We start from the raw sequence: 14,478 nt of genomic DNA, 5'->3' as shown, positions 1-14,478 counted from the left end.
ATCTTCTATTTGAAAATGCTTTCATTCAATAAAATGAAGACAGAGCTTAAGGAAACAGGTTGCCGCTGATAACAGGCAAGACTGGATTCCCAAGCTAATAAAAAGGGAGGTACAGCAGATGAGCAAGAAAAAGAAAAGCTTCTCCTTATTGCTGACATCGTTGTTAGCGCTTTCTCTAACGTTAAGCGCTTGCGGAGGCAATAACAACAACAAAACAACTGACACCAATGGGGAGAGCAAGGCGGGCAACAACACCGCGGCAGAAACGGGAAGTTCTGAGAAACCCGTAGAGTTGACCTGGTATACCATTGGAGCACCGCAGAAGGATTTGGACAAAGTGCTTGAGGAAGTTAACAAATACACGCTCGAAAAAATCAATGCAACCATTGATATGAAAATGATTGATTTCGGGGACTACACGCAAAAAATGCAAGTCATGGTCGCATCAGGCGAGCCTATGGATATTCTGTTTACTTGTTCCTGGGCTTTTGATTACGTGCAGAATGCACGTAAAGGTGCGTTTATGCAGCTGGATGAGCTGCTGGATAAACAAGGAAAGGGCATTAAAGATACGATTGATCCCGCCTTCCTTGAGGGCTCCAAAGTCGACGGCCATAATTATGCTGTTCCCGCGAATAAAGAGCTTCCCGCACAGGAAGTATACCGCTTCAATAAAGAATTGCTGGACAAATACAAACTGGATATCACAAACGTGAAATCGATGGAAGATCTGGAACCGCTGCTGAAAACGATCAAAGAAAATGAACCGGAAGTGACTCCATACGCAATGGTCAAGGACTTTATGCCGGTCATGCCTTTCGATTACATTATTGAGAAAATGCCTATGGCTGTATATATGGACACTAAGGACTACAAGGTTGTAAATATCCTGGAATCTCCTGAGATTAAAGAAGCCCTTAAAACGGTTCGCAAATTCTATAAGGCTGGTTATATCTCTCCAGAAGTAGCAACCACCTCATCGGTTGATGACTTGTACAAATCAGGCAAATGGTTCACGGACCGGGCGGCTACCCAGCCGTTGGCCGACAATCTGTGGTCCGCAAGCTACGGTTATCCGGTGGTCTCCACTCCAGCCGGTCAGCCTTACATCTATAACTGGTCCGTCATGGGCTCGATGCAGGCCATCTCCGCCAACTCCGAGCATCCTGAGAAAGCGATGGAATTCCTTAATCTGTTGAACACAGACCCTGTACTGCGCAATATGATTGATTCCGGTATTGAAGGCGTGCATTACGAGAAGGTCGGCGACAACATGGTCAAGAATCTGCCGGATGCGAAGAACTACGATATGCCTACTTTTTCACTCGGCAACATCATGATCAACTATTTGAATGAAGGCGACCCTGAGAATAAATGGGAAGAGTTCAAGAAATTTAATGATGCCGGCATTAATGCGCCGCTGCTCGGGTTCAACTTCGATACGTCGAAAATAACCAATGAAATCGCGGCGGTACAAAATGTTAAAGAGGAATTCTGGGCCCCGCTTATGACGGGAGCGGTAGATCCGGAAGAATATCTGGCCAAAGCCAATGAAAAGTTCAAGGCTGCCGGACTGGATAAAATTATCACTGAAGCTCAATCACAGCTCGATGCCTGGAAAGCAGCGAACAATAAGTAGAAACTTATTCAAGATCGGGCGGGTGATTAGACTTAGCCCGGTCTTTTGATTATGAAGACATTGATCTTTGCGGGATAGGAGGAATTAGTAATATGGGTAAAATTCGAAATACAACCCGAGATGTTGTGAGAAATAAAGTACTGCTGTTCATGGTTCTTCCGGGCACGTTATGGTTTTTATTTTTCTCCTATCTGCCAATGATCGGGACGGTCATTGCCTTTAAAGAATACCGGTTCAGCAAGGACGGGTTTTTGGCCAGCATCGTAAACAGCAAGTGGGTTGGCTGGGATAATTTCAAGTTCTTATTCACCACGAACGATGCGTATCTGATTACACGCAATACACTGTTGTATAACATGGCTTTTATCGTGGTGGGACTGATCTTATCGGTGCTGCTGGCGGTAGTGCTGTCTGAGATTGCCAATAAAAAGCTGGCCAAGCTGTATCAGACGGGAATGTTCCTGCCGTATTTTCTGTCCTGGGTGGTCGTGGGCTATTTTGCTTTCAGCTTCCTCAGCTCGGAGCGGGGATTGCTGAACGAAATATTCGGAAGCCACATTTCATGGTATTCAGAATCGAAATACTGGCCTTTCATTCTTATCTTCGTGTACTTGTGGAAGGCAGTAGGATATAACAGCGTAGTCTATCTGGCTGCGATCATGGGCATTGACAAGTCGCTGTACGAAGCGGCGATGATCGACGGAGCAAGCAAATTCCAGCAGATCCGCAACATTACGCTCCCCTTGCTCAGCCCGATTATCACCATTATGACCTTGCTTGCGATCGGGAAGATTTTTTATGCGGATTTCGGACTGTTCTATCAAGTGCCAAGAGATTCGGGGACGCTCTATAGCGTGACCAATGTTATCGATACGTATGTGTACCGCGGACTCAAGACGACCGGTGAGATCGGCATGAGCACAGCTGCGGGCTTGTATCAATCAGTGGTTGGTTTTGTTCTGGTCATTACCTCCAATTACATCGTGCGGAGATTCGATAAGGACAGTGCCTTATTCTAGGTCAATGAAAGGTCAATGAAGGAAAGTGAGGGAATCCTATGTCTGCAAATCCTGCTAAAGCGCGCAACTTCCATCAGCTGTCTAAAGGATGGAACATCATTTTTAATTGTATTGCCGGCGCTTTTGCTTTTCTTTGTATTTTTCCGTTTCTGTTTGTGGTGATCATCTCGTTCACCGATGAAGGAGCGCTCGCCCGGGAGGGCTACAAGCTAATCCCCTCTAAATGGAGCGTTGGGGCCTATCAATATATCTTTGATTCAGGTGACACTTTACTCCGCTCATACGGGGTGACTATCTTTGTAACGGTGATCGGCACCATTGTCAGCCTGCTGTTTATTGCGCTGTACGCCTATGCCATATCACGTAAAAGCTTTAAATACCGCAATTTCTTCGCCTTCTTCGCCTTCTTCACAATGCTGTTTAACGGGGGGCTGGTGCCGACCTATATTGTCGTGACCCAGTTTCTTGGATTGAAGGACAGCATTTGGGCTTTGATTCTGCCGTTGGCTGTCAATGCCTTTTATATTATGATTCTGCGTACCTTCTACAGCACCAGCGTGCCGGATGCCATTATTGAGTCTGGGAAAATCGACGGGGCCGGCGAATTCCGGGTGTTTCTTACCCTTGTTCTGCCGCTGTCTCTGCCCGGCCTGGCTACGATTGCACTGTTCAGCACGCTCGGGTACTGGAACGACTGGTTCAACGCCTTGCTTTATATTGATAATCCCGATCTGGTGCCGCTGCAGTCGATGCTGATGCGGATTGAGACCAGCATGCAATTTATCCTGCAAAACTCGCAAAACAGTTCGCTTAGTCTGGAGGCGCTGCGGTCGATGCCTCAGGATACATCGCGTATGGCCATGGTGGTGCTTGCCACAGGTCCGATCATTTTTGCATATCCATTCTTCCAGCGTTATTTCATCCAAGGACTTACCGTAGGTGCAGTTAAAGAATAAGACAGAACAGGAGAGCGGGTGTGGGGACAAAATGATTTACAAAGACCGTACGAAGCCGGTTAAGGAGCGGACAGCGCACCTGCTGGGGCTGATGACGCTGGAGGAGAAGGTGGGCCAGCTGATTCAGCTTTTCGGCTGGCAAACCTATGAATATACAGAAGGCAGAGTGGAGCTGGACGAAAGCTTTAAACGTCAAGTCCGGGAAGGCGGCATTGGCTCCCTGTACGGAACCCTGCGGGCCGACCCCTGGACCGGCGTTACGCTGGAGACAGGACTGAGCCCGCGTGCCGGGGCCGAGGCGGTTAATGCCATTCAGAGCTATGTGCTGGAGCATTCCCGGCTCGGAATTCCCATGCTGATCGGGGAAGAGTGTTCCCATGGACACATGGCCATTGGCGCAACCGTCTTTCCCGTTCCGCTGCTTCTCGGCAGCACTTGGAATGTGGATATTTACAGGGAGATGTGCCGGGCAACCGCGCTGGAGACCCGTGCCCAAGGCGGAACGATTACGTATTCGCCGGTGCTGGATGTGGTGCGTGATCCCCGCTGGGGCCGTACCGAGGAATGTTTTGGAGAGGACCCTTATCTTATCGGCGAGTTCGCCGCCGCTTCCGTTGAAGGGCTGCAGGGCGATGCACTGGATAGCGAATCCAGTGTTGGCGCTACGCTGAAGCATTTTGTTGCCTATGGCAGCTCGGAGGGCGGCAGGAATGCAGGTCCCGTGCATATGGGGAAGAGAGAGCTTCTGGAAGTGGATATGTATCCCTTCCGCAAGGCAGTCGCAGCCGGTGCCGTGTCAATCATGCCTGCCTACAACGAAATTGATGGAGTGCCTTGCACCAGCAATACTGAGCTGCTGCGGGACGTGCTGCGTGGAGAATGGGAATTCGACGGCATGATCATCACCGATTGCGGTGCCATTGACATGCTGGCTTCCGGCCATGATACGGCAGCGGACGGTGAAGAGGCTGCTGTTCAGGCCATTCGGGCCGGTATTGATATGGAGATGTCTGGCGAGATGTTTGGCCGTCATCTGCTGCAGGCCGTCACTTCCGGCCGTCTGGAAGAGTCGCTGCTGGATGAAGCTGCTGCCCGTGTGCTGGACCTGAAATTCCGGCTGGGCCTGTTTGAACAGCCGTTCGCCGATCCTGATCGGGCGGAGAGGGTCATTGGCAGTCCAGAGAATGCCGGTCTGGCGCGTACAATCGCCGCAGAAGGTATTGTACTGCTGAAAAATAACGGTGTCCTTCCGCTGTCCAAACGTGGAGGCACGGTCGCTGTCATCGGGCCCAACGCCGATGCCGGCTATAATCAGCTCGGCGATTACACCTCGCCGCAGCCTCCATCCAAAGTGGCAACCGTTCTGGATGGCATCCGGCATAAGCTCTCCGCAGAGCCGGAGCGGGTAAGATACGCGCCGGGCTGCCGCATCAAAGACCCTTCCCCCGAAGGCTTTGACTTTGCAGTGGAGGCGGCGGCCGGGGCAGATACGATCATCCTCGCACTGGGCGGGTCCAGCGCACGGGACTTTGGCGAAGGAAGTATTGATTTAAGAACCGGAGCCTCTAAGGTTACGCAGAATGTTCTCAGCGACATGGACTGCGGGGAAGGCATTGACCGGATGTCGCTTCAACTGTCCGGTGTTCAACGGGAACTTGTGAAGCGGCTGAAATCTCTCGGCAAACCTATAGTGGTCGTCTATATCAATGGCCGGCCCATCGCCGAGCCGTGGATAGATGAGCAGGCGGATGCGATTCTTGAAGCCTGGTATCCGGGACAGGAAGGCGGCCATGCCATCGCGGATATTCTATTCGGCGATGTGAACCCTTCGGGGCGGCTGACTGTATCCGTCCCCAAGGATGCAGGGCAGCTTCCCGTTCACTATCTGGGCAAACGGTCCCGCGGCACACGTTATCTGGAGACAGATTCGCAGCCGCAATATCCCTTCGGCTTCGGGCTAAGCTACACCGAATTCAGTTATACGAATTTGCGGGCAGAGCCCGCTGTTATTCATGCGGACGGGACTGCCGAAGTGACGGTGGAAGTGGAAAATACCGGCCGGTGCAGCGGAGCGGAAGTGGTTCAGCTGTATATTTCCGATCTTGTCAGCAAGGTAACCCGGCCGGCCAAGCAATTGAAAGGCTTCCGCAAAATCCGGCTGGAGCCGGGTGAAAAGCAAGTGGTTGCTTTTACGGTCAACGCCGAGCACTTGAGCTATATCGGACCGGAGTACACACCAGTGGTTGAATCGGGAATATTCAGAATTGGAGTTGGCAGAAATGTCAACGATACGCTCAATATTGAACTTGCGGTGGTGGAGGAATAGACATGGAACGAATCAATCGGTTTATCCGCGAATTGGCCGAGCGGCAATGGCTTGAATACAAGGCTATTGAGGATTGGCAGGTGTATTCCACGGAATATCGGCAGCCGGGAGATTATGACACGCTGCAGGTGTTCCCGGGGAGTGAATCCTTTGGATTGTTTCCCAGTGTGCAGGGGACGACTTATATTCTCCGCACCACCTTGGAAATTCCCGCGGAATGGCCCGGGATGGGCATCGGACTCATCTTCAAATCCGGTGGAGAAGGCCTGCTGCGCCTTAACGGAAGGTCCTGGCAGGGACTGGACCGCAACCATACCTTCGCAACATTGAACCCGGAGGTGGCTGGAAGAAGTCCAAAGCTGGAGATCGAATTGTATGATCCCATTCCGGAGCCGGACGATCCGCTGAACAAGCAGGCGGTGATTCAGCCGCCGATCCGTTCCCTCACCACCGCGCTGGTGAGGATTAACCGGCCTGTGCAGTCCTTAATGTATACTGCGACCGTAATCCGTGATTCGGCGCTGCTGCTGCCGGAGCAGGATTTCCGGCGTGCCCGCTTAATGGAGGCGCTGAACCGGGCCATGGATTCATTTGTCCTGTTGCACCTTGAAGAGGTAAAGGACGGCAGCCTGATCTGCGGCATCGAACAAGCGCTGATCGAAAGTGTCCGGAAAGTCGGCGGCAACAGTGAAGGCTTGATTCATATGGTAGGGCAGTCGCACATTGATATCGCCTGGCTGTGGCCAAAGCGGGAAACCGTCCGCAAGGCCAGCCGGACCTTCTCGACCGTACATTCGCTGATGGAGGAATATCCGCATTACCGCTATGCCCAGAGCCAGCCCCAGCTTTTTGCTTATCTGAAAGAGAATGATCCTGAACTGTACAGCAAAGTGAAGGAGCGGATTCGGGAAGGACGCTGGGAACTGGTAGGGGGCATGTGGGTGGAGCCGGATTTGAACATTCCCAGCGGCGAATCCCTGATGCGTCAAATGCTCTACGGCCAGAGTTTCTATCAGGAGGAGTTCGGACAACACTCCGAGATTGAATGGCTGCCGGACACCTTCGGTTATTGCGCTTCGCTGCCGCAAATATTGAAACACGGCAGAGTGCGTTATTTCATGACGACCAAGCTCGGCTGGAATGATACGAACCTGTTCCCTTACGATTTGTTCCATTGGGTCGGTATTGACGGCACCTCAATGCTCTCTTATATGAACCATGGTGTGAATGAGAATACCCTGCCTAAGGATATCCATGACCACTGGCAGTCTTACCGTGAAAAGTCAGCCCACAGCGAGCAAATGCTGCTGTACGGGCATGGCGACGGAGGCGGCGGGGTTACTAGAGAGATGCTGGAATATATTGACCGTTCTGAGCTGATGGTAGGTCAGCCAGCTTCAGCTTACAGCACCGCAGCCGGATTCTTCGCGGGAATTGAGCAAGCCCGGCCGGAGCTGCCGTCTTGGCAGGGAGACCTGTATCTGGAGCTGCACCGTGGAACGTACACGACACACTCCCGGAATAAGCGCAATAACCGCAAAGCTGAAATTCTGTACCGGGAAGCGGAATTATGGCAGACCCTTGCAGGCAGCCTCCTTGAGCCGGACCGGTCCGGAGAAGTGGGACGTGCGCTGCATAAGGGCTGGAAGCTGATATTGCTGAACCAGTTTCACGATATTATCCCGGGCTCATCCATTCCAGAGGTCTATCAGACCTCGGTGAAGGAGTACCGCAGTATTTTCAGCCTAGGCGAAGGCAGCCTGGAGTTGGCTATGGAAGCGGTGATTGGCGGAATCGATACACGCGGGGAGGGCGCCCCGTATGTGGTGCTGAACAGTCTGGGCTGGCAGCGGGACATGATTGTTGACATACAGACTGGGATCAAGGAAGACAGCTTCCTGTCGGCCTATCAGGAGGATGGAACCAGGCTGGAATCGGAGACCCTTGTCATTGATGCTAAAAACATCCTTCGCATCCGTGTGCCTGAAGTTCCCCCGTTTGGGTACAAGACAGTCTGGTTGAGAGAAGTAGAACAGTCAGCGGAAATCGACCGGAACTGTGCGGCTTCCTTTGAAGATAGCTGGGAAACCGCATTTTACCGCCTGAAGTTCAATGAACGGGGGGAGATCGCCAGTCTATACGATAAACAAGGCGGGCGTGAGATTGTCAAACCGGGAGAGCAGGCCAACCGCTTTCACTTCTTCCATGACCGTCCTATTCTATGGGACGCCTGGGACATTGACAGCCGCTACGAACAGCAGCCGGCCGGAGAGGCCGTTCTGCTGGAGAAGAAGCTGATCTCCTCAGGGGAGATCTGTGATGTGCTGGGCTTCCGCTGGAGTATCGGCCAATCCGAAATCGAGCAGGAACTGGTTCTCTACCATCAAGACCCGCGGATTGATTTCAAGACCAAAGTGGTCTGGAACGAAGCCCATAAGTTGCTGAAGGTAGGTTTCCCGATAGATGTAATGGCCACCAAGGCGACCTATGAAATCCCATTCGGTGCGCTGGAACGGGTAACACACCGCAATACAAGCTGGGAACAGGCACAATATGAGGTGTGCGGGCATCGTTTTGTGGATGTGGCGGAGCATGGCTACGGCGTCAGTCTGCTGAACGACTGCAAATACGGGTATGACGTACAGGGCAGCACGATTCGGCTGTCGCTGCTGCGCGCGCCGAAATGGCCGGACAACACGGCGGATCTCGGCACCCACGATTTCACCTATTCACTCTATCCGCATGCGGGAGATTGGCGTGAAGCCCATACCCTGCGCAAGGCTGCCGAGCTAAATCTTCCGGCACATGCGGCTGCATGTGCACCAGAAGAAGGCAAGCTGCCGGCTTTGGGCTCTTTGATCGGCTATAGCGGGAATCATGTAGTGCTGGACACGGTCAAATTGTCGGAAGACGGGAGCGGCAGCATTCTGCGGCTGTATGAATCAGCGGGTGGCCGTGAAACGGTTGAGATCAGCTGGCCGCTGCCGCATGCGAAGGTATGCCTGTCCAATGCACTGGAGGAAGAAACAGAGGTACTTCATGAACAAGCAGGGGGTCTCCAACTGGAATTTGCTCCTTTCGAAATCAAGACGATTAAAATCATTCATTCCTAGACTAGGCAGAAGGAGAGATTCATATTGGAACAATTCAGACTTCCTCATATTTTGATGCCGGAGCTGCCGCTGCCTCCGTCGATTGCGGCGGTACTGGCGGAAGCCGATCAGAAGCTGGCACACCGGCCGAAGCTGCGGCAGCTGTTCCGCAACTGTTTTCCTAACACTCTGGAAACGACAACCAAGCTGCTGGAGGACGGGACCACCTTCGTCATTACGGGTGATATTCCGGCAAGCTGGCTGCGTGACTCGGTCGAGCAGGTCATTCATTATGTGCCATTTGCGGGCAATGATCCCGAGCTCCAGCGTATCATCGGCGGGCTGATCAAGCGCCATATTCAATACGTTCTGATCGACCCTTACGCCAATGCGTTTAATGAAACGGCGAATGACTGGCATTGGAATGCCGGAGATGTGACGGAGATGTCGCCATGGGTCTGGGAGCGCAAATTCGAAATCGACTCGCTGTGCTTCGTGATCCGGCTGGCCCATGCGTATTGGGAAGAGACGAAACAGACCGGCTTCTTCACGGCGGATTTCAAAAAAGCGCTGCGGGTCATTACCGATCTGTTCAAGCGGGAACAGCATCACTTCGAGCAATCCCCGTACCGCTTCACCCGCAATAACGGGATTCCCGAGGATTCGATCCGCAACGGCGGACTGGGCATGCCGGTCAATTATACCGGGATGATCTGGTCCGGCTTCCGCTCCAGCGACGATGCCTGTGATTTCCATTACAACATTCCGGGCAATATGTTCGCGGTTGTGGCCTTGCGGCAGATGCAGGATTTCGCCGAATGGGTCTTCCGCGATCTGGATTTCCTGGCGGAGCTTAAGGCGCTGGAGCAGGAGGTCGACCATGGTATTAAGCTGTACGGCATCTACCGCCATCCGGAATTTGGACCGATTTATGCATACGAAACAGACGGATACGGCAACTACAGCCTGATGGACGATGCCGGAACGCCGGGCCTGATCTCCATTCCTTACCTTGGCTACGTGAAGAACGACGACCCGGTATACCAGAATACGAGACGTTTTGCGCTCAGCAAGGAGAACCCTTTCTATTTCGAAGGCAAGGTTGCCAAAGGCATCGGCAGTCCGCATACACCGCCGGGCTATATCTGGCACATGGCGCTGTCGATGCAGGGATTAACGGCAGACAACAAGGAAGAGAAGCTGGCGATGATCGAGATGCTGGAAGCAACCGACGCCGATACCGGATACATGCATGAAGGATTCCTGGCAGATGACCCGCATATCTTTACCCGCAAGTGGTTCGCCTGGTCAAACAGCCTGTTCTCGCAGCTGGTCTGGCAGGCGTTAAGAGAAGAAATCTTGTAACTGAAAAGGAGACATGATCATGACTACAATTATTGGAGACAAATTGTCAAATATCCCTTGGCAGGATAAGCCGGACGGCATAAATGCACCCGTATGGCGGTATAACGCCAATCCGATCATTGAGCGCAATGCCATACCGAGTTCCAACAGTGTATTTAATTCGGCCGTCATTCCCTTTAAGGACGGGTTTGCCGGCGTATTCCGCTGCGATTCCAAATCCGTCAGCATGGATATTTTCGCCGGCTTCAGCGAAGATGGCGTGAACTGGAAGATCAATCATGAACCCATCGTGTTCCAAGGAGACCCCGAAATAATTACGCGGGAGTACCGTTACGATCCCCGGGTTTGCAAGATTGATGACCGTTATTACATCTCCTGGTGCAACGGCTATCACGGGCCAACCATCGGGCTTGCCTATACCTTTGATTTTCAAACCTTTCACCAGCTGGAAAATGCCTTCTTGCCCTATAACCGCAATGGTGTATTGTTTCCGCGAAAGATCGGCAGCCATTATGCCATGCTCAGCCGTCCGAGCGATACGGGGCACACGCCTTTCGGAGATATTTTCTACAGTGAAAGCCCTGATCTTACCTTCTGGGGCAAGCACCGCTATGTAATGGGCACTGTTAATGGGGATGCATCCGCCTGGCAGTCCAAAAAAATCGGCCCGGGCCCCATTCCGATTGAGACCGACAAGGGCTGGCTGCTGATCTACCACGGCGTAATCAATACCTGCAACGGGTTTGTCTACCGAATGGGCTGCGCGCTTCTCGATCTGGACGAACCTTGGAAGGTAAAGGCACGTTCGCGCAACTATATTCTCGGCCCGGAAACCTTGTATGAATGTGTGGGCGATGTGCCGAATGTAACCTTTCCATGCGCGGCGTTGACGGATTCGGCCACGGGCCGGATCGCCATCTATTACGGCTGCGCCGACACCGTGACCGGACTCGCCTTTACCACCGTGGATGAGCTGCTTGAGTATATGGAGGAATTCCCATTGAAGGCTGAGGTGTAGCACACTTGAACAAACAACAAACGGCGCATATCATTTCACATACCCACTGGGACCGGGAATGGTATTTGCCCTATGAGCGGCATCATATCCGTCTCGTCCAGCTTGTGGACAGCCTGCTGGACAAACTGGAGCAGGACCCGGACTTCAAAAGTTTTTTCTTTGACGGTCAGACGATCATTATCGAGGATTATCTTCAGGTCCGCCCGGGCAACCGGGAGCGGCTGGAACGGCATATCCGCGAGGGGAGAATCTTTATCGGGCCCTGGTATATTCTCCAGGATGCCTTTCTGACCAGCCCGGAAGCCAATGTGCGCAATCTGCAGATCGGCCATAAGGACGCCCGCGTGTATGGGGAGGTTTCGCGGATTGGTTATTTTCCCGACACCTTTGGCCTGACGGGACAAATTCCCCAGCTCATGGCGCAGGCCGGAATTACTAACGCATTCTTCGGGCGCGGGGTCAAGCCGACGGGATTCAATAACACCGTTTCCGACGACGGTTATGAATCCTCCTTCTCCGAGTTGCTCTGGGAAGGTCCGGACGGCTCGAAGGTGCTGGGAATCCTGTTCGCCAACTGGTATTCGAACGGGAATGAGATTCCGGTCGATCCGGCGGAGGCGAAGGTATTCTGGGACCGGAAGCTGTCCGACGCCGAACGATTCGCGGCTACGGATCAGCTGCTGTTCATGAACGGCTGCGATCATCAGCCGCTGCAAACCGATTTGCCGGAGGCAATCCGTACAGCGCAGAGGCTGTATCCGCAGACGGCTTTTGTCCATTCCAACTTTGCGGACTATGTAGGAGCTGTGGCAGCCGCTGCCCTGGACCGCGGCCTCTCCACGGTCAAGGGCGAGCTGCGGAGCCAGCGCACCGATGGCTGGGGGACGCTGGTCAATACCGCTTCGGCCCGGGTGTACCTGAAGCAGATGAACCAGCGCGGCCAGGCGCTGCTTGAGAAGGTGGCGGAGCCGCTAGCTTCCATCGCCAGGCTGCACGGCGGGGAGTATCCGCATCATCTGTTTACTTACGCCTGGAAGACACTGCTGCAGAACCATCCGCATGATTCGATCTGCGGCTGCAGCGTGGATGAAGTGCACCGCGAGATGGTGACCCGCTTTGATAAAAGCCGCCACATCGCCGAAGGCATTGTGGAAGGCAGCATGCAAACCATCACCCAAGCGGTTGATACTTCCCTGTTCTCCGGATTTGGCGAAGACGCCCTGCCGCTTGTAGCGGTCAATACAAGCGGCTGGAGCCGCACGGGCACGGTGAGCGTGGAGCTGGACGTAACCCGCCTGTATTTGCGCGAAGGTCTGCCGCTGGAAGTAACGGCCAGCCGGATGAAAGCGGTAGACCTGGACGGCCGGGTGCTGATCAACGAACGGGGGACAGAAGTTCCCTGCACCGTCGAGGATCTGGGCCTGTCGTTTGGCTACGATCTGCCGGACGACAGGTTCCGGCAGCCGTATATGTGCCGCAAGGTAAAGCTGACCTTTGAGGCTGCGGACGTTCCGGCGCTGGGTTGGCGCAGCTACGCATGGGTACGTCTTCAAGAGGGCAAAGGTTCCCCGCTTACCGGAAAGGTCTCCCTGCTCCAAGGAGAGCAGGTGCTGGAAAACGCAAACCTGCGTGTAGAAATCATGGCGGACGGTTCCTTTGCGCTGACGCATAAGCCGAGCGGCAAGGTGTACCGTGATCTTGGCATTTATGAGAATACCGGCGATATCGGCAACGAATATATGTTCAGACAGCCGGCAGGTGAAACGCCGCTCACTACCCAGGGCTTAGCGGCCGGCATCCGCGTGATTGAAGACACGCCGTACCGGGCTTCCGTAGAAATTACCCATGAGTGGGCAATTCCGGCTGCAGCCGACTCCCTTCTGGAAGACGAACAGCGTTCGCTGGTCTACTATCCCGAGCGGCAGGCGCAGCGCTCCACGGCAACCGTGCTGCTTAAGCTGCACACGGTGCTGAGGCTGGAGCAGGGCGGCAAAGGTCTGAAGATCGAAAGCTTTATCAGCAATACGGCGAAGGACCATCGGTTGCGGATGCTGTTCCCGACCGATCTGGCCGCGTCCACCCACCGTGCCGATTCCATGTTCGAGCTGGCCGAACGCCCGAACGAGCCGGCGCCGGAGTGGCTGAATCCCAGCAATACACAACATCAGCAGTCTTTCGTGGATGTGGCGGAAGCAGGCGCAGGACTTGTGGTAGCCAATCTTGGGCTGAATGAATATGAAATTCTGCGCGACGGCCGTAATACGATAGCCGTAACCCTGCTCCGCTGTGTCGGTGAGATGGGAGACTGGGGCTGGTTTCCTACGCCGGAAGCCCAGTGCCAGGGCGAACAGACAGCGGAAATGCTGCTCATTCCGCATGACGGAGACGTTGTGTCCTCCGGCGCTGCCGCCGGGGCTTATCAGTTCCAGATTCCTTGGATCACCGCCCAGGCGGAGCTTCATCCGGGTACCCTTCCTGCCGTTTATTCACCACTTCGCTGGAGCGGTAAGACTGCTGCCTTGTCCTCTCTTAAAGTGAATGAGGACAGCGGGGACTTGCTGGTCCGCTGGTTCAATATGGAGGGCAAGCCGTGTGAATTGCACTTGGAGACGGATATACCGAATACCGGATTTTACAAATCCAATATTCTAGAGGACAAATCGGCACTCCTGGACTGCGGCAGCGCCGTTGTGCTGGAGCTGCCGGTTGGCGGACATGAAATTGTGACCGTGGGAATCGGCCTCGGCTGAACCCAATGATCCTTCTCACTATAGAAACCCAAAAAAGTTAAAAAAGCAGCGATCCTCTTGTTACTGGAGGATCGCTGCTTTTGTTTTGTCATTGGCCGCTCCGCATGAAGGTTGCGTCCGGGTCTTACTTGCCCTGGCTCTGAGCACGAACGGACCGAGTTGCACTTATTTGGGGCTTTTAGCCTGTTACAGGAGGACAACGGACTCCAGCGCAGTTATTTCTCCCTGCTGGCCGTTTTTAGAGAGAATGCAGAGCAGATAAGGTCGCCTGGGTCCGCAAAAGAGAATAAACAGGGATTTTACTCTCCATAGC

8 protein-coding genes are annotated in these 14,478 nt (G+C 53.6%); all 8 read left to right on the top strand.

Features of this window, described 5'->3' with window-relative positions; translation table 11 throughout:
• The first annotated feature begins 118 nt into the window (after positions 1–118).
• The 8 genes from NST07_RS24895 (at position 119) to NST07_RS24860 (ending at position 14,165) form a co-directional block, all read left to right on the top strand.
• A complete protein-coding gene (locus NST07_RS24895) occupies positions 119–1,639 on the top strand; it encodes an ABC transporter substrate-binding protein (protein ID WP_342480340.1) in 1,521 nt (506 codons plus the stop codon).
• Positions 1,640–1,731: 92 nt separating this feature from the next.
• Positions 1,732–2,658: an ABC transporter permease subunit gene (locus NST07_RS24890; protein ID WP_341095121.1), complete on the top strand. Its 927-nt coding sequence runs from the start codon at positions 1,732–1,734 to the stop codon at positions 2,656–2,658.
• A gap of 38 nt (positions 2,659–2,696) precedes the next feature.
• Complete coding sequence (locus NST07_RS24885; protein WP_341095118.1) at positions 2,697–3,614, top strand: carbohydrate ABC transporter permease; 918 nt, start codon at positions 2,697–2,699, stop codon at positions 3,612–3,614.
• 31 nt (positions 3,615–3,645) lie between these two features.
• Positions 3,646–5,940: a glycoside hydrolase family 3 N-terminal domain-containing protein gene (locus NST07_RS24880; protein ID WP_342480339.1), complete on the top strand. Its 2,295-nt coding sequence runs from the start codon at positions 3,646–3,648 to the stop codon at positions 5,938–5,940.
• A 2-nt stretch (positions 5,941–5,942) separates the two neighbouring features.
• Positions 5,943–9,053: an alpha-mannosidase gene (locus tag NST07_RS24875; RefSeq protein WP_342480338.1), complete on the top strand. Its 3,111-nt coding sequence runs from the start codon at positions 5,943–5,945 to the stop codon at positions 9,051–9,053.
• A gap of 24 nt (positions 9,054–9,077) precedes the next feature.
• Positions 9,078–10,397, top strand: a complete 1,320-nt coding sequence (locus NST07_RS24870) for a glycoside hydrolase family 125 protein (RefSeq protein ID WP_341095113.1) — start codon at positions 9,078–9,080, stop codon at positions 10,395–10,397.
• Positions 10,398–10,416: 19 nt separating this feature from the next.
• Positions 10,417–11,415: a glycoside hydrolase family 130 protein gene (locus NST07_RS24865; RefSeq protein ID WP_341095111.1), complete on the top strand. Its 999-nt coding sequence runs from the start codon at positions 10,417–10,419 to the stop codon at positions 11,413–11,415.
• 5 nt (positions 11,416–11,420) lie between these two features.
• Positions 11,421–14,165, top strand: a complete 2,745-nt coding sequence (locus tag NST07_RS24860; protein ID WP_341379323.1) for an alpha-mannosidase — start codon at positions 11,421–11,423, stop codon at positions 14,163–14,165.
• Positions 14,166–14,478 lie beyond the last annotated feature (313 nt).

This window comes from Paenibacillus sp. FSL L8-0340 (assembly GCF_038593145.1).
GTDB lineage: Bacteria > Bacillota > Bacilli > Paenibacillales > Paenibacillaceae > Paenibacillus_AQ.
Note: the sequence above shows the minus strand (reverse complement) of the source record. Positions and strands in the feature narration are given on the sequence as shown.

What these genes read in the sequence shown, in the direction of transcription:
- NST07_RS24890 (WP_341095121.1), top strand. Translation starts at nt 1,732, where the DNA reads ATGGGTAAAATTCGAAATACAACCCGAGATGTTGTGAGAAATAAAGTA.
- NST07_RS24885 (WP_341095118.1), top strand. Translation starts at nt 2,697, where the DNA reads ATGTCTGCAAATCCTGCTAAAGCGCGCAACTTCCATCAGCTGTCTAAA.
- NST07_RS24875 (WP_342480338.1), top strand. Translation starts at nt 5,943, where the DNA reads ATGGAACGAATCAATCGGTTTATCCGCGAATTGGCCGAGCGGCAATGG.
- NST07_RS24865 (WP_341095111.1), top strand. Translation starts at nt 10,417, where the DNA reads ATGACTACAATTATTGGAGACAAATTGTCAAATATCCCTTGGCAGGAT.
- NST07_RS24895 (WP_342480340.1), top strand. Translation starts at nt 119, where the DNA reads ATGAGCAAGAAAAAGAAAAGCTTCTCCTTATTGCTGACATCGTTGTTA.
- NST07_RS24880 (WP_342480339.1), top strand. Translation starts at nt 3,646, where the DNA reads ATGATTTACAAAGACCGTACGAAGCCGGTTAAGGAGCGGACAGCGCAC.